At 60.4% G+C, this 21,574-nt stretch carries 18 protein-coding genes, 4 tRNA genes and 1 pseudogene; 16 read left to right on the plus strand and 7 right to left on the minus strand.

The features are described from left to right. Nucleotides 1–5 precede the first annotated feature (5 nt). Nucleotides 6–449 carry a hotdog fold thioesterase gene (locus tag AB7M25_RS07745; protein WP_429388548.1) on the plus strand — a complete coding sequence of 148 codons (444 nt, stop codon included), beginning with the start codon at nt 6–8 and terminating at the stop codon, nt 447–449. On the opposite strand, the gene AB7M25_RS07750 is transcribed toward AB7M25_RS07745, so the two are convergent. Continuing rightward, nucleotides 446–3,436: an RHS repeat-associated core domain-containing protein gene (locus AB7M25_RS07750; RefSeq protein ID WP_454237141.1), complete on the minus strand. Its 2,991-nt coding sequence runs from the start codon at nt 3,434–3,436 to the stop codon at nt 446–448. The genes AB7M25_RS07745 and AB7M25_RS07750 overlap by 4 nt on opposite strands. Before the next feature lie 196 nt (nt 3,437–3,632). On the opposite strand from AB7M25_RS07750, the gene AB7M25_RS07755 reads away from it, so the two are divergent. The 6 genes from AB7M25_RS07755 to pyrF all read left to right on the plus strand — a co-directional run bounded on the left by AB7M25_RS07755 (nt 3,633) and on the right by pyrF (nt 8,891). Beyond that, on the plus strand, nt 3,633–4,439 hold the full coding sequence (locus tag AB7M25_RS07755; RefSeq protein ID WP_429560646.1) for an alpha/beta fold hydrolase: 807 nt from the start codon (nt 3,633–3,635) through the stop codon (nt 4,437–4,439). After that, a complete protein-coding gene (locus tag AB7M25_RS07760) occupies nt 4,436–5,290 on the plus strand; it encodes an alpha/beta hydrolase (protein ID WP_429388556.1) in 855 nt (284 codons plus the stop codon). The genes AB7M25_RS07755 and AB7M25_RS07760 overlap by 4 nt, the downstream gene beginning before the upstream one ends. A 50-nt stretch (nt 5,291–5,340) precedes the next feature. Next, entirely contained in the window at nt 5,341–6,000 is a 660-nt protein-coding gene (locus AB7M25_RS07765; protein ID WP_429388557.1) for a glutathione S-transferase family protein, read from the plus strand. A gap of 8 nt (nt 6,001–6,008) precedes the next feature. After that, nucleotides 6,009–6,815, plus strand: coding sequence for a DUF4892 domain-containing protein (locus tag AB7M25_RS07770; protein ID WP_429388559.1), 807 nt, complete (start codon nt 6,009–6,011; stop codon nt 6,813–6,815). Nucleotides 6,816–6,884: 69 nt separating this feature from the next. Then, nucleotides 6,885–7,940 (plus strand): AI-2E family transporter, encoded by a 1,056-nt coding sequence (locus tag AB7M25_RS07775; protein ID WP_429388560.1) that lies wholly within the window; start codon nt 6,885–6,887, stop codon nt 7,938–7,940. Between the two features lie 252 nt (nt 7,941–8,192). Beyond that, nucleotides 8,193–8,891, plus strand: a complete 699-nt coding sequence (gene pyrF, locus AB7M25_RS07780) for an orotidine-5'-phosphate decarboxylase (RefSeq protein ID WP_007988809.1) — start codon at nt 8,193–8,195, stop codon at nt 8,889–8,891. A 106-nt stretch (nt 8,892–8,997) separates the two neighbouring features. Here the strand turns inward: pyrF and AB7M25_RS07785 are convergent, their stop codons facing one another. Then, a complete protein-coding gene (locus AB7M25_RS07785; RefSeq protein ID WP_104449035.1) occupies nt 8,998–10,002 on the minus strand; it encodes an NADP-dependent oxidoreductase in 1,005 nt (334 codons plus the stop codon). Nucleotides 10,003–10,238: 236 nt separating this feature from the next. On the opposite strand from AB7M25_RS07785, the gene AB7M25_RS07790 reads away from it, so the two are divergent. The 4 genes and pseudogenes from AB7M25_RS07790 (at nt 10,239) to AB7M25_RS07805 (ending at nt 14,740) form a co-directional block, all read left to right on the plus strand. Further along, nucleotides 10,239–11,000 carry an SDR family oxidoreductase gene (locus AB7M25_RS07790; RefSeq protein ID WP_116579949.1) on the plus strand — a complete coding sequence of 254 codons (762 nt, stop codon included), beginning with the start codon at nt 10,239–10,241 and terminating at the stop codon, nt 10,998–11,000. 281 nt (nt 11,001–11,281) lie between these two features. Continuing rightward, nucleotides 11,282–12,667 carry an aminotransferase-like domain-containing protein gene (locus AB7M25_RS07795; RefSeq protein WP_429388566.1) on the plus strand — a complete coding sequence of 462 codons (1,386 nt, stop codon included), beginning with the start codon at nt 11,282–11,284 and terminating at the stop codon, nt 12,665–12,667. Between the two features lie 147 nt (nt 12,668–12,814). Beyond that, nucleotides 12,815–13,882 (plus strand): annotated as a pseudogene (locus AB7M25_RS07800) (HAMP domain-containing protein); the annotation flags it as partial. After that, nucleotides 13,877–14,740: a methyl-accepting chemotaxis protein gene (locus AB7M25_RS07805; RefSeq protein WP_429388646.1), complete on the plus strand. Its 864-nt coding sequence runs from the start codon at nt 13,877–13,879 to the stop codon at nt 14,738–14,740. The pseudogene AB7M25_RS07800 and the gene AB7M25_RS07805, both read left to right, overlap by 6 nt. Here AB7M25_RS07805 and AB7M25_RS07810 read toward each other — a convergent pair. Both AB7M25_RS07810 and AB7M25_RS07815 read right to left on the minus strand, forming a co-directional pair. Beyond that, the gene (locus AB7M25_RS07810) at nt 14,730–14,852 is read right to left on the minus strand and encodes a hypothetical protein (protein ID WP_429397421.1); all 123 of its coding nucleotides are present in this window, start codon (nt 14,850–14,852) and stop codon (nt 14,730–14,732) included. The genes AB7M25_RS07805 and AB7M25_RS07810 overlap by 11 nt on opposite strands. Before the next feature lie 87 nt (nt 14,853–14,939). Further along, nucleotides 14,940–15,698, minus strand: coding sequence for a hypothetical protein (locus AB7M25_RS07815; RefSeq protein ID WP_429388568.1), 759 nt, complete (start codon nt 15,696–15,698; stop codon nt 14,940–14,942). A gap of 383 nt (nt 15,699–16,081) precedes the next feature. On the opposite strand from AB7M25_RS07815, the gene AB7M25_RS07820 reads away from it, so the two are divergent. The 4 genes from AB7M25_RS07820 (at nt 16,082) to AB7M25_RS07835 (ending at nt 16,494) form a co-directional block, all read left to right on the plus strand. Continuing rightward, nucleotides 16,082–16,157 (plus strand) — tRNA-Glu (locus AB7M25_RS07820). A 2-nt stretch (nt 16,158–16,159) separates the two neighbouring features. Further along, nucleotides 16,160–16,235 (plus strand) — tRNA-Gly (locus AB7M25_RS07825). Between the two features lie 104 nt (nt 16,236–16,339). Next, nucleotides 16,340–16,415: transfer RNA gene (locus AB7M25_RS07830), tRNA-Glu, on the plus strand. Between the two features lie 3 nt (nt 16,416–16,418). Further along, nucleotides 16,419–16,494, plus strand: a tRNA-Gly gene (locus AB7M25_RS07835). Between the two features lie 160 nt (nt 16,495–16,654). Here AB7M25_RS07835 and AB7M25_RS07840 read toward each other — a convergent pair. Continuing rightward, complete coding sequence (locus tag AB7M25_RS07840; RefSeq protein ID WP_454237142.1) at nt 16,655–17,281, minus strand: alanyl-tRNA editing protein; 627 nt, start codon at nt 17,279–17,281, stop codon at nt 16,655–16,657. Between the two features lie 90 nt (nt 17,282–17,371). Here AB7M25_RS07840 and AB7M25_RS07845 point away from each other — a divergent pair, with 90 nt between their 5' ends. Then, on the plus strand, nt 17,372–18,370 hold the full coding sequence (locus AB7M25_RS07845) for a LysR family transcriptional regulator (RefSeq protein WP_429388571.1): 999 nt from the start codon (nt 17,372–17,374) through the stop codon (nt 18,368–18,370). Nucleotides 18,371–18,430: 60 nt separating this feature from the next. On the opposite strand, the gene AB7M25_RS07850 is transcribed toward AB7M25_RS07845, so the two are convergent. Both AB7M25_RS07850 and AB7M25_RS07855 read right to left on the minus strand, forming a co-directional pair. After that, a complete protein-coding gene (locus AB7M25_RS07850) occupies nt 18,431–18,838 on the minus strand; it encodes a PA2817 family protein (RefSeq protein ID WP_007972361.1) in 408 nt (135 codons plus the stop codon). Between the two features lie 74 nt (nt 18,839–18,912). Next, nucleotides 18,913–21,360 carry an acyl-CoA dehydrogenase gene (locus AB7M25_RS07855; protein WP_429516620.1) on the minus strand — a complete coding sequence of 816 codons (2,448 nt, stop codon included), beginning with the start codon at nt 21,358–21,360 and terminating at the stop codon, nt 18,913–18,915. Nucleotides 21,361–21,574 lie beyond the last annotated feature (214 nt).

Consider the following 21,574-nt stretch of genomic DNA (forward strand, 5'->3'; position numbering starts at 1 on the left):
CTGCGATGAGTCTGTGGCGCACCACCCCGAACATCGAGCAGTTGAACGCAATCCAGAAAAACACCATCGGCGAAGTGCTGGACATCCGTTTTGAGTCCTTCGACGATGAGTCCCTGACCGCCAGCATGGTCGTCGATCACCGCACCCATCAGCCTTACGGCTTGCTGCATGGCGGTGCCTCGGTGGTGCTGGCCGAATCGGTCGGGTCGATGGCCAGCTACCTGTGCATCGATGCCAGCAAATTCTATTGCGTGGGCCTGGAAATCAACGCCAACCATTTGCGCGGCCTGCGCAGTGGCCGGGTGACGGCGGTGGCCAAGCCGATCCACATCGGCCGCACGACCCATGTCTGGGATATTCGGCTGACCAGCGATGAGGGCAAGGCCAGTTGTGTGTCGCGGTTGACCATGGCAGTGGTGCCGTTGGGTGAGACGCCGCCGGTGCGTTAAGGCAAGCTCGAAGCACGGGGTCTGAACGTTATCATCGGAATGTCGTTGCGAGTGGGCATGTCCGGGTGCCCCGTCCACTCCCTGTTCGGTTGGGTGAAGTGGTCCAGCGAAAAGTCCGCATCGTCATACTTGAACAACTGGGCGGTGCCACGCTGTACATGTTGTCCCAAATAGGTTCTGGCCTCTGTGGGGGTAGCCATTGCAGCAATGGCGCCCGTCTGCAGATGGGGGGGCGTAATCGCGTCGGTCAGCGGGGTGGACATGAATGTCAGCGAGGCGGTCAAGCCGGTCCCGGCCGTGCGCGTGGCCCAGCCATACAGCACTTCCACGCCTTTGGGTCTGGTCAACTCGTTAGTACCCTGGTTGTAGGTGCCTCCGCGCAAGGCGTTGATAATGACGATGGATGCGCCATCAACGCCCTCGACGGCAGCATTGATGGCGACGTCTGCCAAGGGCGGAAGCTCTTGGCGAATCATGCCGCCGGCAAACAGCAGTCCTCCATAGACGCCCGTGCGCAGGGCAGTCGCGACACCTGAAGGCGGGAGTGAAAGGCTGGGGCCCAGTTCTGCGCTGATGCGTTGTCCTGTTTCCCTTGTCAGGCTGCCGGCCGCGCCGGTGATGAGGCTGATGGCTACCGCATTCAGTCTTTCGGGGTTGCTCCAGTAGGAATAGAGCGAGGTAGCGGCTCCTGCTGCCGCGCCGACCAATCCACCCGTGGCCGCCCCGATCCACTGCGCAGCGCGGTTGTTGCTGTATCGGGAAACGATGTTGCTGCCCGCGCCCATCCCCATGGATCCACCCGCCAATGCCCCGACCACGGCACCTGTTACGGTCAGCGCCAGGTTGGCGCCAGGGTCGACCGTCTGGTTCTGCGGATCATCCGTGGAGGTGCTTGCCCACTGTACCAGTCCCTGTTCTGCAAGATACCGGACAGCGCCACCGGCCAACGCACTCACACTGTCACGGCCAATCGTCGCGGCGGCCGCACCGAGCACTTCTCCAGCGGTGATCAATCCCTGTAGATCCAGGTGGCCGATTGGATTGCCATGCACCATGGCATACAGGTTCAAACCATCGGCAATTCCCGCCGGGTCCGCGTTCAGCCAGCGTTGGCACCAGGGTACGTAGTAGCGAAACCCGTAATAGTACAACCCGGTGGCATCCCGTTCCTGGCCGCAATAGCGTCGCGTCTTGTAGCTGGCTTCGAGTTTGTTGCGCCCGGCCCACCAGGAAGTACCGCCGTAGGGGTAGTAACTTTCCCGGGAGATGAGCAAGGCCGCATTGTCCAACTCCAGGGTGCTCGAGCCCAAATGATCGGTAAAACCGTAGCGCTGCTGGTTTTGGGCAATGCCGGCTGGCGGTTCAGTCGGCCAGTGGAGGATTTGCACCGTGCTGCGCCCGGCCTTGATCGTCACGACGTGGAGCGTCTCCTTGTTTGAAATCCGCACTTCCACGCCCGGCAAATAACGGGTTTCGTGGGTGCGGGTCAGTGTGCCGGAGAAGGCCTGACGGATTTTTCGTTGACGCTGGCCACCGCCGTCGTACACATAAAACTCGCAATCGTCCGGCTCCTCTTCACGCACCACCTGATCGACTTGCCGCAGTTGATTGCGCAGGTTCCATTGCAGGGATTGCCCCGGTTGAAGCCCGGTACGGTTGCCGTTCAGGTCATGACCTGCGGCAATTTCCTGTTCGTCGGGCAGCTCGTCATTGGTTTTTTCGGGGAGGCTGCGATTGCTGAACCGGGCGACTGCCGTGCGTTCGGTACGGCAGGCGCTGTCTGCCTGATGCTGCATCACCTTCAGGTTGCCGGCCTCATCATAGGTGTAGAAACGCGTGTAATTTTCCAGTTGTCCGGGATCGATCGTGGTTTGGAAATCCGGGAGCTGAGGCCCACCTGGCGCATTGCGCAATTGCCGGCCACTGGCCTCGATCAGGCGGTAGAGGCTGTCGTAGCGGTAGCGATTAACGGGCTCGATGCGCTGGTTGCGGTGAAAGTGAGTCGCTTGCGCGGCATCGGTGATGCAGGTGACATTGCCCACCGCGTCGTATTCATAAGTCAGGTCTTGCAGCGTTGGTTGACCCGTTACATAGGCTTTCAGCTGTTCCAGACGGCCATCGTCGGGCCGAAAAGTCGCCCGGGTAATAACGCCATTTCCAGCGCGCTGTTGTTCGACATGACCAAAGGCGTTGTACTGAATGTCCCGGATCAGCGCCGTTTCCTCAGTCTGCCCGGCGAGTTTCAGACGAACCTCACGCAGTTCGCCCGCACAGGTATGAATGAACGTATGCCGGTTACCCAATGCATCGGTCTGGCTGACGGCCTCGCTGGCGGCGTTGCAATGAAGGCGCGTGATTGCAGGTTCGATTTCCAGCAAGTCGTCGCGATCAGGCACTGACTCGGGCCAGTCCACCGGCCATTGCGGGTCGGCGATGAAGGTTCGGCTGTGCTGCAACGGCGTACCGTTCAGACCGAACCCGGTAAAGAGCAGGGTGCCGGCGGTGTCGTCCTGCCGAATCAAATGACCGCGCAGGTTATGCCCGACATCGGCGTCGTTAGCGGCATAGGTGAAACGTGCGATGCAGTGTTCGGCTCCTTGCCACGCGCGCTCGAACGTAGCGACCGGGCGGCACAGGGGGTCATAGGCAACGCGGCTCTGGCTGAGTTTCTGATCCCAGCCTTCAACCCTTTGTCCGTGCGCGCCGAGCAAACCCAGCCGCCAGCCGGCGTCGCTGTTGTGCGAAAGAACGACAGCGCCCGATAAACTGAAAAGGTTTTGCTGATTGGCTGTCGCCTGACCCTCCTGATGTAAACGGAACAGGCGTGGATCACGACTGAGAACGGCGCGACCAGCGCCGTCATATTCCTGTTGAGTGATGCACGGTTGCGGAGCCGACGCGTTCTGGCGACGGTGATAGGCTACACCGCGCACGCTCAACCTGCGTGGGTCAAATGCCTGGATAGCCGGCGTGTTGGCGTGGGTCATTGTGAATATGCCCGTGACTCGGCGGAACAGCCCTTGTTATCCACCTGATGCCGGTTGCCAGTCAACTGTCAGAAATAACAGGTGGCGCCGTCATAGCCACGGCAGGTCTGTCATCATTCCTGGCAGTTACGGTCATTGCTGCAAGACGCGGTCTTGCGGACAATCAATGTCTGTTCTCGCTTATGGATTTGCAGGTATGTCGCAACAGATTTTTTTCGCCCACGCCAATGGTTTTCCTTCGGGGACCTACGGCAAGTTGTTTGCGGCGCTGGCACCCGAGTTTCAGGTGACGCATCTGGAGCAGCACGCCCACGACCCGCGTTACCCGGCGGACGACAACTGGTACAACCTGGTGGATGAGCTGATCCATCACCTGCAACAACAGGCCGAGCCCGTGTGGGGTGTCGGTCATTCCTTCGGCGGGGTGTTGCACCTGCATGCGGCCTTGCGCTGCCCCGAATTGTATCGAGGGGTGGTGATGCTCGACTCGCCAGTGCTGACCCGAGCCGATCAATGGGTCATACGTGCGGCCAAACGCTTCGGTTTCATCGACCGCCTGACGCCGGCCGGCCGTACCCTGGGCCGCCGTGAGGAGTTCACCGATCTGGAGAGCGCCCGGAAATACTTTGCCGGTAAAACCCTGTTTCGCGGTTTCGACCCCGAATGCTTCGATGCCTACCTGCAACATGGCTTGCACCAGGTCGGCGACAAGCTGCGCCTGCGGTTCGACCCGGCCACCGAAATCAGCATCTATCGCGGCGTGCCACACACCAGCCCGGGCAGCACCCGCACGTTGCAAGTGCCGCTGGCGGTGGTTCGCGGGCACAACAGCCGCGTGGTGATGCGCCATCACGCCAGTTCGGTCGACCGCCTGCCGTTGGGCGAGTCGTTGACCATGCCTGGCGGCCACATGTTTCCGCTCGAACGTCCCCTTGATACCGCCCAAATGCTCAAAGGCCTGTTCCATCGCTGGGGCGGCCGTCGACAACAGGATTGCGCATGAGCCACGCCGTCGAAGAAGTTCGCCTGAGCCTGCCGCACATCGAGCTGGCGGCACACCTGTTCGGTCCTGAGGACGGTTTGCCGGTCATTGCCCTGCACGGCTGGCTGGACAACGCCAACAGCTTTGCCCGTCTGGCCCCCAAACTCAAAGGCCTGCGCATCATCGCGCTGGACATGGCCGGTCACGGTCATTCCGGGCATCGCCCGCCGGGAGCCGGTTACGCCATGTGGGACTATGCCCACGATGTGTTGCAAGTCGCCGAACAGCTTGGACTGAAGAAATTTGCGCTGTTGGGGCATTCGATGGGCGCCATCGCTTCGCTGATCATTGCCGGGTCGATGCCCGAGCGGGTCACCCACCTGGCGTTGATCGACGGCATCATTCCTCCGACAGACAAGGGTGAAAACGCTGCCGAGCGCATGGGCATGGCCCTGCAGGCGCAACTGGATCTGCGGGAGAAGCGCAAACCGGTCTACGACACCCTCGACCGCGCCATCGAAGCGCGCATGAAAGGCCTGGTGGCGGTCAGCCGCGAGGCCGCGGAACTGCTGGCGCAGCGTGGTCTGATGCCGGTATCGGGTGGTTATACCTGGCGCACCGACAATCGCCTCACGCTGCCATCGCCACTGCGCCTGACCACCGAACAGGCCATGGCCTTCGTCCAGCGGGTCACATGTCCTGCAACGCTGGTGGTCGCTGCCGACGGCATGCTCGCCAAACACCCCGAGTTGCTGGAGCGTCTACCCTTTAGCCGGGAACAGCTGCCAGGTGGGCACCATTTGCACCTGAATGACGAGTCCGGTGCCGATCTTGTCGCAGACTGTTTCAATCGGTTTTTCGCCATTCCTTGACTTGCGCCGGGCAACTGTCGAGGCTTGGCGGGTTGAAAAGGGAGACAACCATGATAGATCTCTACACCGCTGCGACCCCGAATGGCCACAAGGTCTCTATCGTGCTCGAGGAACTCGGCCTGCCCTACAGGGTGCATGCCTTGAGTTTCGACAAGAAGGAGCAGAAGTCCGCGGACTTCCTCAAGATCAACCCCAATGGCCGGATTCCGGCGATTGTCGACCGCGCCAACGGCGATTTCGCCGTGTTCGAGTCCGGCGCCATCCTGATTTACCTCGCAGAACAGACCGGCAAACTGATGCCGAGCGACCCGAAGGGACGTTCGCGGGTGTTGCAGTGGCTGATGTTCCAGATGGGTGGCATCGGCCCGATGCAGGGCCAGGCCAACGTGTTCTTCCGCTACTTTCCGGAAAAACTCCAGGGCGCCATCGACCGCTATCAGCATGAGACCCGTCGCCTCTACGAAGTGCTCGACACGCGTTTGCAAGGCGTGGAGTTCCTTGCCGGCGAATACAGCATTGCGGACATCGCCACCTTTCCGTGGGTGCGCGGTTACGAGTGGTCGGGCGTTTCGGTGGAGGGCTTGACGGCGCTGCAACGCTGGATGGCAACCCTGGAGGCACGGCCGGCGGTGCAACGTGGCCTGCAGGTACCGCAACGCGCCGATGAAGCCAGTGTCATCAAGGGCGCCCAGGCCATGCTGATCCGATGAGTCCATCCATGCGTTCATTCAGTTTGCTGGTGCTGTGCAGTTTCAGTCCCTTGTTGTTCGCCGCCGATGTTCCGGGCAGTCAGGACCTGCCGATAGTGCCGCGCATGGTCGACGCCCAGATTGTCGACTATCGCCCCACTGCCGAACTGGAGCGGATCTACCCCTTGGGCTCGATCCGCAAGATCAGTGGCCAGTTGCGTTTCGACGGCCAGGTCAGTGCCCGCGGCAACGTCACTTCGGTGACCTACGAGTTGCCAGCGGAGCATTCATCCATCGAGGCGTTCACCGCCGCCCGCGAGGCTTTGCAAAAGCAGGACGCCGGGTTGCTCTTTTGGTGCCAGGCACGCGATTGCGGCGAAAGCAGCCTCTGGGCCAATGAAGTCTTCGGCAACGCCAAGCTGTACGGGGCCGACGATCAACAAGCCTATTTGCTGCTGCGACTTGCCGCGCCACGGGATAACACGCTCGTCGCGCTGTACAGCATCACCCGCGGTAATCGCAAAGCCTACCTGCATGTCGAGCAGTTCGACGCTTCGGCACCGCTGGGTGAGTTGTTGCCGACCTCCGCGACTTTGCTGCGTGAACTCAAGAGCACCGGCGAACTTGATTTTTCCAGGCTCAACAGCGCACCTGACGAGACCTGGCTGCGCCTGATCTCTCGCGGACTGAATCTGGACACCACCTTGCGGGTCAGTATTTCCGGAGCGAACGCCGAAGCCTGGCGTCAGGCACTGATTGCCCAGGGCGTGCGTGCCGCGCGGATGGAAACCGGCAGCGCCGAAGGCTCTGGCCTGCGCATCGAGCTATTGCGGTAGGCTGTACCGGGCGAGCGTGCACGCTGCGTTCGCCTACTCTTTTGCTGACTGACTTTTTCGGGATTTTCGATGATCAATAACGATCGCCTGTTGGTGCAGATCCTGCTCGTGGTGCTGTTCGGCGCGAGCTTCTGGGTGATGGCACCGTTCTGGTCGGCGATGTTCTGGGGCGCAGTCCTGGCATTCGCCAGTTGGCCGCTGATGCGCTTGCTGACCCGTTGGCTCAATGGCCGCGAGTCTCTGGCGGCGGCATTGCTGACGCTGGGCTGGATGGTGCTGGTCGCGGCACCGCTGGTGTGGCTGGGTTTCAACCTCGCCGATCACGTGCGTGATGCTACCGCATTCATCAAGGATGCACAGGTCGAGGGGCTGCCCGAAGCACCGGTCTGGCTGGGTTCGATTCCCCTGGTGGGCGAGCGGCTGGTGGGACTCTGGAACAGCATCGATGAGCAGGGCGCGGCGATGATGGTGTCGCTCAAGCCTTATCTGGGGCAGATGGGTAACTGGTTGCTGGCGCGTAGCGCGCAGATCGGCGGCGGTATTCTGGAACTGACCCTGAGCATCGTCTTCGTGTTTTTTTTCTATCGTGACGGACCGCGCCTGGCGGCGTTTGTGCACACATTGCTGGAACGGCTGATCGGTCAACGGGCCGGCTACTACATTGAGCTGGTGGCAGGCACGGTACAGCGAGTGGTGAACGGTGTGATCGGCACAGCAGCGGCCCAGGCGATCCTGGCGCTGATCGGGTTCCTGATTGCCGGCGTACCGGGTGCGCTGGTGCTCGGCATTGTCACCTTCATGCTCAGCCTGATCCCGATGGGGCCGCCGCTGGTGTGGATTCCGGCGACCGCGTGGCTGGCCTGGAAAGGCGAGTACGGAATGGCCATATTCCTCGGCATCTGGGGTACATTCGTCATCAGTGGTGTCGACAACGTGCTCAAGCCGTACCTGATCAGCCGTGGCGGTAATCTGCCGCTGGTCATCGTGTTGCTTGGGGTGTTTGGCGGGTTGATTGCCTTTGGGTTTATCGGCCTGTTCATCGGCCCGACATTGCTGGCGGTGGCCTATAGCCTGTTGATCGACTGGAGCAAGACTCAGGCACGGGTAGAAGATCGCCTGCCCTGAGATTTGTATTCAGTTCAGGGCCTCTTCGTCGGAACGCCGCCCGTTTAAAACGTAAAGGATGTCTCCGGTTTCTACCCATAGGCGTCCGGCCCGGGTGTTGCGGGCGTGTCGTGTGTGTATCTGACTCGACACAATGGCCACGGGGGCTAGTCTTGCTTGAGCCGTCTCGACGATTTACCGATCATCGGGTCCCGCAGCGGCGCTGGTTCCGCTACAATGCGCGCCGATTTCGACTTGCCTGAGAGCCCACTCATGTCCGCCTGCCAGACTCCTATCATCGTCGCCCTGGATTTCCCTACCCGTGACGCCGCACTGAAGCTGGCCGATCAGTTGGACCCGAAGCTGTGCCGGGTCAAAGTCGGTAAGGAACTCTTCACCAGTTGCGCTTCGGAAATCGTCGGCACCCTGCGCGACAAGGGTTTCGAAGTGTTCCTGGACCTCAAGTTCCACGACATCCCGAACACCACCGCAATGGCCGTCAAGGCCGCTGCGGAAATGGGCGTGTGGATGGTCAACGTACATTGCTCCGGCGGTCTGCGCATGATGGCCGCGTGCCGTGACGTGCTGGATAAGCGCACCGGTCCGAAACCGCTGCTGATCGGCGTGACCGTGTTGACCAGCATGGAGCGTGAAGACCTGGCGGGCATCGGTCTGGACATCGAGCCGCAAGAGCAGGTGCTGCGCCTGGCCGCCCTGGCGGAAAAAGCCGGGATGGACGGCCTGGTGTGCTCGGCCCTGGAAGCCCAGGCGCTGAAATCGGCACATCCGTCGCTGCAACTGGTGACCCCGGGGATTCGTCCGGCGGGCAGTGCCCAGGACGATCAGCGTCGTATCCTGACGCCTCGTCAGGCACTGGATGCCGGTTCCGATTATCTGGTGATCGGCCGTCCGATCAGCCAGGCGGCGGATCCAGCGAAGGCGTTGGCCGACGTAGTGGCCGAACTGGCGTAACCGCCCAATCCGTAGGAGCCGGCTTGCCGGCGATTGCATCACCACGGTTTACCTGAGTAACCGCGGTGTCTGCATCGCTGGCAAGCCAGCTCCTACAAGGGCTGGGTCAAACCTTCAGCACCAACTTCCCGAAATTCTCCCCGTTGAACAATTTCATCAGCGTCTCCGGGAACGTCTCCAGTCCTTCGACGATGTCTTCCTTGCTCTTGAGCTGCCCCTTGGCCATCCAGCCGGCCATTTCCTGGGCGGCGCTGGCGTACTGGGCGGCGTAGTCCATCACCACAAAACCTTCCATGCGCGCGCGGTTGACCAGCAGCGACAGGTAATTGGCCGGACCCTTGACCGCTTCCTTGTTGTTGTACTGGCTGATGGCACCGCAAATCACCACCCGCGCCTTCATGTTCAGGCGGCTCAACACCGCGTCGAGAATGTCGCCACCCACATTATCGAAATACACGTCGACACCTTTCGGGCACTCGCGCTTGAGGCCGGCGAGGACGTCTTCGCTCTTGTAGTCGATAGCACCGTCGAAACCCAGTTCATCGATCAGGAACTTGCACTTGTCCGCGCCGCCGGCGATGCCAACCACCCGGCAGCCTTTGATCTTGGCGATCTGCCCGGCAATGCTGCCTACGGCGCCCGCCGCACCCGACAGCACCACGGTGTCACCGGCCTTCGGCGCGCCGACGTCGAGCAGGGCGAAGTAGGCCGTCATCCCGGTCATGCCCAGTGCTGACAGGTAACGTGGCAGCGGTGCCAGTTTCGGATCGACCTTGTAGAAACCTCGCGGCTCGCCGAGGAAAAAATCCTGCACACCGAGGGCGCCGTTAACGTAGTCCCCGACCGCGAAGCCCGGATTATTCGATGCGATGACTTTGCCCACGCCCAAGGCGCGCATGACTTCGCCGAGCCCGACCGGCGGGATGTAGGACTTGCCCTCATTCATCCAGCCACGCATGGCCGGATCCAGGGACAGGTATTGGTTTTCGACCAGGATCTGGCCCGCCGCCGGCTCGCCGACCGGTACTTCCTGGTAGGTGAATGTCTCGCGGGTCGCCGCGCCAACCGGACGTTTGGCGAGCAGGAATTGGCGATTGGTCTGGGAGGTCATGACAGGCACTCAAGATGAATGAAGCTTTGTTGATAGCCGGTCAGCGCCGATGCCGCAAGTTCGGCTGATGCGGCGAATGCAGGTTGATCCAGTGCAGTGATAGTTGGTACGGCAGTTCCATCACTGCAACTCATGGGCGCCCAACCGGAGTCCTGATAGTGCTGCCGCGTTCAGCACCTCCATGGCTAGACTGGTCCAGCGCGATTCCCCGCTTAATTCTCTTCGAGGACATAACAATGAGCATGACGTTTTCCGGCCAGGTGGTGGTGGTGACAGGCGGGGCGGCCGGTATTGGCCGCGCGACCGCCCAGGCATTTGCTGCCGAGGGCCTTAAGGTCGTAGTGGCCGATATGGACACGGCGGGCGGCGAGGGCACGGTGGCGCTGATTCGTGCGGCCGGTGGCGAGGCGACCTTCGTGCGCTGCAACGTCACCCTGGAAAACGATGTGAAAAATCTGATGGAGGAGGTGATCAATACTTACGGTCGCCTCGACTATGCCTTCAACAATGCCGGCATCGAAATCGAGAAAGGCAAACTGGCCGACGGTTCGCTCGACGAGTTCGACGCGATCATGGGCGTCAACGTCAAAGGCGTCTGGCTGTGCATGAAGTACCAGTTGCCGCTGCTGCTGGCGCAAGGGGGCGGCGCGATCGTCAATACGGCGTCGGTGGCAGGCCTGGGGGCAGCGCCGAAAATGAGCATCTACGCAGCCTCCAAGCATGCGGTGATCGGCCTGACCAAATCGGCGGCCATTGAGTACGCCAAGAAAAAGATCCGGGTCAACGCCGTGTGCCCGGCGGTGATCGACACCGATATGTTCCGTCGCGCTTATGAAGCCGACCCGAAAAAAGCCGAGTTCGCCAACGCCATGCACCCGGTCGGTCGCATCGGCAAGGTCGAGGAAATCGCCAGCGCGGTGCTGTATCTGTGCAGCGATGGCGCGGCGTTCACCACAGGGCACTCATTGGCCGTGGACGGTGGCGTAACAGCGTTCTGAAACTGCACTCCACAATGCAGAAAACACGGAATCTGTGGGAAGTAGGCTTGCTCGCGAATGCGGTGGATCAATCAATAAATATGTCCGACTGACACGCCCTCTTCGCGAGCAAGTCGGATCGCCGCACCGCCGCTCCCACAGGTTTTTTTGGTTCCACAAAGGGGCCGGGCAATGTGTTTCAAATAATTAGATCGAATGGTTTTGGCGGCGTTGTCGCACATGCCTTCGAACCCTCCTGTGATTAACTGCTTCCCGCAAAATCAACAGGAGTCTGCTTGCTCATGGAGTTGAGAATCGACCGACAGGCGCTGGTGCCCGTCGTACAGCAAATTGTTGACGCGCTGTCCTGCTGGCTCCATTCCAGCGGGGTATCGCCTGGTACGCGTCTGCCTTCGGTGCGACAGATTGCGCGGATCAATTTGCTCAGTCAGTCAAGCGTCGCCCAGGCCTGTGAACGCCTGGTGACGCAGGGGATGCTGGTGTCAGGTCATGGGGCCGGCTATGCAGTCGCCGACCCGGTATTGGTCACGAACGCAAGGCACGAGCCTGCGTGGTTTGAGGGGACCGAACCCGAGTACGGGCCGTGGTCGGGTGAGTTGGGGCTGGGCTGTGGCGGGCTGCCTGAAAGCTGGCGCGAGACCGACGATCTGATCTACGCGATCCGGCAAGTCAGTCGTACCGATACGGCCAGTCTGTTCAACTACAGCACGCCGTTGGGTTTGCCAGCCTTGCGGCAACAGATACTCAAGCGCCTCAGGCAGCTGGACATCCCGGTACAGGACAACCGGATCATGACCACCGCGGGTGCCAGTCAGGGGCTCGACCTGATTGTGCGGACACTGTTCAAGGCCGGTGATTGTGTGGTCGTGGAGAGTCCCGGTTATCCGCTGCTGTTCGATCTGCTCAGGCTGCACCGCATCCACATGGTCGAGGTACCGCGAACACCGCGCGGACCGGACGTCGACGTGCTCGAAGCGGTGCTGGCCAAGCACCGGCCTCAAGGGCTGCTCATCAATAGCTTCTTTCACAACCCGACCGGCAGCAACCTATCACCCGGGGTGGCGCGTCGCGTGCTGCAACTGGCCAGGGCCTTTGGCGTACAGGTGATCGAGGACGACGTTTATGCGGATTTGCGTAGCGGTCCCGGTACGCGACTGGCTGCGCTGGACGACAACGTGATCTACGTGGGCAGCTATTCCAAGACCCTCAGCAGTTCCTTACGGATCGGTTTCGTGGTGGCCGATTGCGCAGTCATTACGCGTCTGGCCGAGGTCAAGATGATCTCTGGCATGGGCGCCTCACGGTTTTGCGAGTCGGTGCTGGCGTGCCTGTTGGCGAACGGTGCCTACGGCAAACTGGTGCAACGTCAGCGCCAGCGCTTGAACAACGACCGGCTGGCGGTGTTGCAAATGCTCGAGGATGCCGAATGGGAGGTTTTCGGCAAGCCGGCGGGAGGCCTGTTTATCTGGGCGCGATCACGAATGTCCGACTACGATCAGGTGCTGGCCCGGGCACGGCGTCTGGGTGTGGTGTTGTCATCGAAGACGGCCTTCAATTCCTCGGGTGGGGCCAGTGACTGGCAGCGTATCAATGTGGCCTATGCCTGTGACCCGCGTGCCCGTGCGTTCTTTCAGGCCACTGCTCGGGATCGACCTCAAGCGTTCTGAAAGCGACGTTGGCGTAGCTTTTTGCCATTATTCCGGCGCCAGAGCCTTGTGTTGCCACTGGCCCGTTGCGAATCTGCGTCTACAGACTTTGGCAGGGGACTAAGTGCAATGAATTCGGCCGTGCAAGGACGTTTTGCCAACCTCGGTATGGCGAAAAAACTGGGTATCGGGTTTGTCCTGGTGCTGTTGTTGACTGCGCTGGTGGCGGGCATTGGCGTGTGGTCCTTGCAAACCATCAGCCAGCGCTTCGACGGGCTCAAGCAAATGTCATCGCTCAACAGCGGTTTGCTCAAGGTACGGCTGCTGGAGCAGGAATATGCCTTGCACGGCAATCCGAAAACCGTCGATGCCTTGCACGAGGGCGTCGATGGCTTGATCGCTCTGGCCGGCCAGCTCAAGGCCGCGTCTGCGGCCAATGTGCCGGTGATGAATGATGTCGAACAGTCTTTGGGTGCCTATCGCAAGGCCTTCGACGAGTTTGTCTCGCTCACCCAGGCCAAGGACCTGGCGCTGGAAATGGCCAGTTGGTCGGTGTCCAGCGTGGCCAATAATCTTGATGTATTGCAATCCGGGCTCGCCGATGACGGCGCTTATACGCTGAAAGATTCCGAAGGCAAGGACGGCGCACAATTCATCGAGCAGGCCGGTCAGGTCAGCCAGGTTTCACGCTTGATGCTGCAAGCCATGAATGAAGCGCGCGTGCGCCTGGATCAAAGCCGCAAAGGCGACGACAGCGCCGGGCAGGGCAAGATCGAACAGGCCAGCCAGGCATTGGCCCAGGCCGAACAGCTCAAGACCACGGTCAAGGATGAGGGTTACCAGACCGTCCTCAACGAGGTGACGGGTCATATCGCCGGTTTCAGTGACAAGCTCGCCGAGTACACCGGTCTGCTGGAACAGGAAAAAACCGTCTATCAACAGTTGCACCAACGCGCAGCCCAAGTGGTTGAGCGGGTGGATCAGGCTTATGTCGCTGAAGATCAGGCGATGCAGGCCGAACTGAAAAAGAACTCGATGCTGATCCTTGGCTCCTCCGCTCTGGCGTTGCTGGTCGGGCTGGTTGCTGCGTGGTTCATCACCCGGTTGATCGTGGCGCCGCTGCGCAGTGTGATTCATGTGGCGCAGCAGATTGCCTCAGGGGATTTGAGTGCGACCATCGACGTGACACGCCGTGACGAAATTGGCCAGTTGATGCAGGCTATGCAACAAATGGCCGCGGGGCTCAGCCATATCGTCAGCGGCTTGCAGTCGGGTATCGAACAGTTGGCCACTTCCGCCCAATCGCTGTCGGCAGTGACTGAACAGACCAATCTCGAAGTCAGCACGCAGAAAGAGGAAACCGAGCAGGTCGCCACTGCGATGAATCAGATGACGGCCACGGTGCATGATGTCGCGCGCAACGCAGAGGAAGCAGCCCTGGCGGCGCAAACGGCTGACGGCAAGGTTGAAAGTGGTCAGCAGGTGGTGCGCCAGAGCATGGTGCGGATCGAGCAGTTGGCGGACTCGGCCAACTCGGCCAGTTCGAGCATTGAAAGCCTGAGTGCGGAAATCCAGAACATCGGCACGGTCTTGAGTGTGATCAAAAGCGTGGCAGAGCAGACCAACCTGCTGGCATTGAACGCGGCGATCGAGGCGGCCCGGGCGGGTGAGCAGGGCAGGGGCTTTGCGGTGGTGGCCGATGAAGTGCGTGCGCTGGCCAGGCGAACCCAGCAATCGACCGAGGAAATCGAACGTCTGGTCAGCGCTTTGCGCTCGGCGGCGCAGTCGTCGGTGCAGCAGATCCAGAGCAGTGGCGAGTTGGTGAAGCTGGCGGTCAGCGATGCCTTGCAGACCGAGAGTGCGCTGGGAAGTATTGCGGCGGCGGTATCGTTGATCCAGCAGATGAACCAGCAGATCGCCGCGGCGGCCGAGGAACAGAGCTCGGTGGCCGAAGAGATCAACCGCAGTGTCACCAGTATTCGCGCCAGTGCCGATCAATCATCGCTGGCGATGCAGGGCAATGCCGCCTCCAGCATCGAGTTGGCGCAACTGGGGGTTGAGCTGAAGGGGATGGTGGGGCATTTCAGGCTTTGAAGTGATTATCTGGATACACGGATAGCGCAATACCTGTAGGAGCCGGCTTGCCGGCGATGGACTCGAGTGCACCGCGTTTATCCGGTTCATACGCGTTATCGTTAACGACCATCGCCGGCAAGCCGGCTCCTACAGTTTCCCAGGACTGCGTGAAGAACAAAAAAAAGCCACCTTGCGGTGGCTTTTCTGTTTTCGCCGATCAGTCGTAGATCACTTTCTTTTTCCAGTCCGCGTCAGCTTCGACGTCTTTGAGGCCTTCGGTCAATTGGTTGACCTCGCCTTCGACCGGCGCAATGCGATCCATGACCTGGTCATTGGCGCGGGCCAGGAGTTTTTCCAGGTATTGCAGTTGCTCGGCGTAGACCTGTGGTTCCTGTTGCTTGCGCAGGTATTGCACGCCACGTTCGAATGCCAGGCGAGCCTGCCCCGGCTGGTTCTGTTGCAGGGAGTGCTGGCCGAGGTTGTTGAAGAACTCGATGTGCAGCAGCACCAGGATGTGGCGCACTTCACGAATCCAGCGCTTGGCTTCGTTGGGGGGCAGGAAGCCGTCCTGTGCTGCGCGGGTGATTTGCCCGTGCAGGGCTTCAAGCAGGAAACGTACATCCTTGGCCTTGGCTTCGGTCTGGATCGGGGCCGGCGGATTGTTGACCGGGATCGATTCACCCTGGCCGACAAGGGCCTCCAGTTCGACGATCCGTGCCTTGAGGTTGGCGCTGGATTTTTCCAGGTTGAGCAGGCGCTGGCAGACGTTCAGTTCCAGGCGGGTCAACAACAGTTTGAGTGCCGGGGTCATCAACTGGCCGGGGAAAGTCTCGGTGATTTCTCCGCAGCGACGCAGACGATCATTGAGTTCGATCTTGGTACGGGCCTTTTCCAGCTTGCTGTTTTCCACCACATGGTTCATGTAGCCAATGGCGATCAACAGGGCGATCCCGGCTACAACTAGCAGGGTGATCATGAGTGGCGTCACCGGTAAGACCTCTTTTTAGGGTACGCATGCGAGTTTAGTGGCTTGGCATTTGAGCGCCTAGGCCCGCATGAAGGGTTGGATCGGACATGCCTGCGCCTATATCGGCCGCAGCCTCGCTTCTATAAATGGTGGCACTCGATATACAGATTGCCATCACTGGAGGACTATAACGTCTTGGGGGGTGTCAGAATATAGGCGTCAAACACCGGGCAGCGGAAAAACCGCAATGGTGTCCAAAAGCAGGGCGAAGTCATTGATTTAAATAAATTTATATCAGGGGGTTGACGACCTCTCAATCCATCCATAGAATGCGCGCCACTTGCAGCGTAAAGCACACAGCGAAACGAAGCAGGGAGTGAATGTTGTAGTGTGTCCCCTTCGTCTAGTGGCCTAGGACACCGCCCTTTCACGGCGGTAACAGGGGTTCGAGTCCCCTAGGGGACGCCAATGCGGGAATAGCTCAGTTGGTAGAGCACGACCTTGCCAAGGTCGGGGTCGCGAGTTCGAGTCTCGTTTCCCGCTCCAATTTTAAACAGCGTTGCCTTCGGGCAGGGCTGAGTGAAACCAGAACCAAGTCTTCGGATGCGGATCTGGGCACCGAAACACACACCATGTGTTCCGGGCAGCGTGTCCCCTTCGTCTAGTGGCCTAGGACACCGCCCTTTCACGGCGGTAACAGGGGTTCGAGTCCCCTAGGGGACGCCATTTGCGGGAATAGCTCAGTTGGTAGAGCACGACCTTGCCAAGGTCGGGGTCGCGAGTTCGAGTCTCGTTTCCCGCTCCATATTTAACGAAAACGCCGCTCATTGAGCGGCGTTTTTGTGTGTCCATGATTTATGGTCAAAGCAAAAAAGGCCCGCCTGTCTGACGACTGGGTGGGCCTTTTGCGTTTCGGGCACTGCTTGCATCGATAAAATCAGGCGCCCCTCACGAGCGCCCAGTGCTCAGTCCACGTGATAGTGGACGGACAGCGTGCCTTTTTTCTGCGAAAGGGAGGCGATGGTGACAGCGCCCAAATCCTTCAAGCTGCGTACATGGGTACCGCCACAACCGTAGGCGGGCAGGTCACCGAAGCCGATTTCCCGGGATCCTTCGCGCAGCGAGGTCAGGCGCGGCAGGTCGTGGTCGATCCACTGCCCGATGCCTTGCTCGATGACCTGGGCCTCGATGTCCTGCGCTGATTTGCCCGGCTGGAATTGCACACGCCCTTCACCTGGCCAGTGATGCGCCTTGATCGGCATCCAGCCCATGGCTTGGACAAAGTGGCCGATCAAATGGCCAGCCGAATGCATGCGCGTGTTGAACCGCCGGCGTTGTTCGTCGACGCGGATTGGCGTCATCCCGGTTTTTACCGGCTGGTCGACAAAATGAATGATCCGCTCGGGATCCTGAACCACACGCAGCACCTGGCTTTCGCCGATCCAGCCAGTGTCGCAAGGCTGTCCACCGCCTTGGGGGTGGAACAGGGTCGCGCGCAAGACCACGGCAAACTCGTTTTCGTGGGGGGTGCATTCCATGACTTCCACGTTGGCCTTGAGCTCATCACTATGGAAAAAAAGGCGCAGCGTCATATTCCGGGCTCGTATTTGGTAATCAGTTTCTATTATAGAAAGCCTGTAAATACGTGATAATCCGGGCAAACATCAAAGGACTGTTGCGTTGTGAGCATAAATCTTCCCCTGCCGCTGCTCGGCGAAATGGCGATTTTCGTCAAGGTTGTCGAGACGGGCAGTTTCTCCGAGGCCGCTCGTCAGTTGGGCTCCTCACCCTCGGCGGTCAGTCGCAGCATTTCGCGCCTGGAGAAGGCGCTTGCCACCCGGTTGCTGCAACGAACCACGCGCAAGTTGCGTCTGAGTGACGGTGGCGAGGAGGTGTTCAAGCGGTGCCAGGAAATGGTCAATGCCGCGCGGTCAGTGATGGAAATCAGTGGTCAGTTCACGGATGAACCCGAGGGGCTGGTACGTATCAGCGTGCCGAAAGCGGTAGGCCGAATCGTGATTCACCCGCACATGCCGGAGTTCTTGCGGCGTTATCCCAAAGTGGATGTGGAACTGTTGCTTGAGGACCGCCAGGTCGATTTGATCGACGATCACGTCGACTTGGCGATTCGCATCACCGATCGGCCGCCTGCGGGTCTGGTGGGGCGGCAGTTGCTGACCATCGATAATATGCTCTGCGCTACTCCGCAGTATCTGGCCGAGCACGGGACGCCGACGCATCCCCATGAGTTGCTCAATCACAGTTGCATTTACCTGGGCGAAACACCCAGCGACGCACGCTGGAAATTCAAGAAAGGCAGCAAGACGGTAACCGTGGGTGTGCGCGGGCGATATGCCGCCAATCACACCGGTGTACGTTATGGCGCGGTGTTGCAGCACATCGGCATTGGCAGCCTGCCGTATTTCACGGCGCGCCATGCCCTGGAGAAGGGGTTGATGGTGCAAGTGCTGCCGGACTGGACCTTTCTGGCGTCCTATCACGGCGGCGCCTGGTTGCTGCATTCGCCAACCCGATACCTGCCGCCCAAGCTACGGGTGTTGATCGATTACCTGGTGGAATGTCTGGCGAAGGAGCCGACGCTGGGCAAGCCGGGTCGGTCGAATGGTCCGGGCTGGTCGCCATCGGAGTATGAACTGCCGGAGAGTGACGGCTTGTTTTGAATGCCAAAAAAAGGCCCGCATGTTCAACCATGCGGGCCTTTTGCATGACCTGTCAGGGGATCAGTGCTTGCTGTCCTGGTTCGACAAGGCCAGAAGCTGCTTTTCCTGGTTCCAGTCGAAAGGCTCGTCGTTCTGTTCGGCTTCGAAGCGACGCTCTTCCAGGGCCTGGTACAGGTCGATTTCATCATCGGGCATGTAATGCAGGCAGTCACCGGCGAAATACCACAGCAGGTCGCGCGGCACCAGGTGCGCGATTTGCGGATAGCGAGTGATGACCTGGCACAGAATGTCCTGGCCCAGGTACTGGCTTTCGATCGGGTCGACAGGCAGTAACGCCAGCAACTCGTCGAAGCGCTCAAGGAACAAGGCATGGCTTTCGTCGGGAACCTGCTCGGCCTCACCTACGGCGACCAGGATGCTGCGCAGGTGGTCGAGTAAAACGAGATGATCGGCAACGATGTTGGACACGAGATAAGTCCTCAAGAGCAAAACGGGCGCGGGAGTATAAAGCGCCCGCGCCCGTTTTTACATGTTTGAAGGGATCAGCGGACTTTTCCCCCGGCCAGCGCCAAAGCCTCCTGGTCAAAGTCATCGACATCGATCACCTTGCGCCGGGCCGCTTCGGCTTCACGCAGGGTTTGCGCTTCCACCGGCTGCAACACGCCAGCCTCGAGTGCGGCATCGATCAGCGACTCGCCGGCCAGCGGTTTGACCTGGCCGCTCTTGAGTGCCACATGCAGCTTTTTCTGCAGCGGCTGAGCGGCGCTCAACAGGTTGCAGGCGTGTTGCAAGGCGCCGACCGGATCGTCGCTCGCCTGCGGGCGATAGCAACCCAGGAGCAATTCCTCCAGGGCGGGGTCGCCCTTGGCGCGACCAATCAAGGCAGCGACTTCGGCCGCGAGTTTGTCCGAGGGGCCTTTGTGTCGACGACCGAACGGGAACACGATGACCCGCAACAGGCAGGCCACGACTTTGTTCGGGAAGTTGTTCAACAGCTCATCCATGGCCCGTTCCGCCTGCCCCAGGCTTTCTTCCATGGCCCAGCTCACCAGCGGCGTCATGTACTCCGGTGTGTCGAGATCGTGATAGCGCTTGAGTGCCGCAGAGGCCAGGTAAAGGTTGCTCAGTACGTCACCCAGCCGTGCGGACAGGCGTTCCCGGCGTTTCAGTGCGCCGCCCAGCAACATCATGCTGAGGTCGGCGAGCAGGGCGAACGCTGCGGCCTGACGATTGAGGGCGCGGAAGTACCCCTGGCTGAGTTTGTCGCCCGGGGTGTGTTCGAGATGCCCGAAACCGAGATTCAGCACCAGCGTACTGGCGGCGTTGCCCACGGCAAAACCGATGTGCTTGAGCAGCAGGCCATCGAACTCTCTGAGCGCCTGATCCTTGTCTTCACGGCCGGCAAGGGCCATTTCCTTGAGCACGAAGGGATGGCAGCGGATCGCGCCCTGGCCGAAGATCATCAGGTTGCGCGAGAGAATGTTCGCACCTTCCACCGTGATAAAAATCGGCGCGCCGTTCCATTTGCGGCCCAGGTAATTGTTCGGCCCCATGATGATTGCCTTGCCGCCGTGCACATCCATGGCATCGCTGATGCAATCGCGGCCGCGCTCGGTCAGGTGGTACTTGAGAATCGCCGACAGCACCGACGGTTTCTCGCCCAGGTCGACCGCATTGGCGGTCAGCATGCGGGCGGCATCCATCATCCAGGCGTTGCCGCCAATGCGGGCCATGGCTTCCTGGATGCCCTCGAATGCGGCAATCGGTACATTGAACTGCTCACGAATCTGCGCGTATTGGCCCGTCACCAGGCTGGTGAACTTGGCCATGCCGGTGCCCACCGCCGGCAGGGAAATCGAACGCCCCACCGACAGGCAATTCATCAGCATCATCCAGCCCTTGCCGAGCATTTCCTGGCCGCCAATGAGGAACTCCAGCGGGACGAACACGTCCTTGCCCGAGTTCGGGCCATTCATGAACGCGGCACCCAACGGCAGATGCCGGCGGCCGATCTCGACACCGGCGGTGTCGGTCGGAATCAGCGCCAGGCTGATGCCCAGGTCTTCCTTGTCGCCCAGCAGGTGATCGGGGTCATAGGCCTTGAAGGCCAGGCCGAGGAGGGTAGCCACCGGGCCGAGGGTGATGTAACGCTTTTCCCAGTTCAGGCGCAGGCCGAGAACCTCCTGGCCTTCCCATTCACCTTTGCAGATCACCCCGGAGTCCGGCATGCCGCCCGCGTCGGAGCCGGCCAGCGGACCGGTAAGGGCAAAGCACGGGATATCGTCGCCGCGTGCCAGGCGTGGCAGGTAATGATTGCGTTGTTCGTCAGTGCCGTAGTGCAGCAACAATTCGGCCGGGCCGAGGGAGTTGGGGACCATCACGGTGGAGGCGAGGTCGCCGCTGTGGCTCGCCAGTTTCATCGCCACTTGCGAGTGGGCATAGGCAGAGAAACCTTTGCCGCCAAACTCTTTGGGGATGATCAGGGCGAAAAAGCCGTTGTCCTTGATGAACGTCCAGGCTTCGGGCGGCAGGTCCATGGTTTGACCGAGCTGCCATTCATTGACCATGGTGCAGAGTGTTTCGGTCGGCCCGTCGATGAAAGCCTGTTCTTCTTCGTTCAATTGCGCTTTGGGATAGGACAGCAGTTTGCTCCAGTCCGGACGGCCACTGAACAGCTCTCCGTCCCACCACACCGTACCGGCGTCGATGGCATCGCGTTCGGTCTGCGACATCGGCGGCAGGGTTTTCTGGAACCAGTCGAACATCGGCGCGCTGAACAATTTGCGACGCAGGTCGGGCAGCAGCAAGGGCGCGGCGACGGCAGCGATCAATACCCAGAAAACCAGCAGCAACCAGCCCGGTGCGCGGCTGAAAGCGCCCATGGCCACGACATAGGCGGCCACGATGACCAGGGCGGGCAGCGGGGCGATGCGGCGGTGGGCCAGATAAGCAATACCGACCAGCAGAACCAGTATCCACAACAGCAGCATATTCATTCCTCCGTGAAACCAGGGCGAACCAGCCCTCAGAGCTTAGACGGCATCCGTAAAACAGGCGGGTGGTGACCCAGGATGATTTTCGTGTGCCTGATGGGCCACACACGTGGGAAAAGCCTTCATTGAGCGAGCGACAAAGCGCCCATGTTTGGCCGAAACGTCGTTATCTCTGTGCTGAAGCTCTCGCTAGACTCGGGGCTTCCCCAGG

It is taken from the genome of Pseudomonas sp. AP3_22 TE3818 (assembly GCF_053628995.1).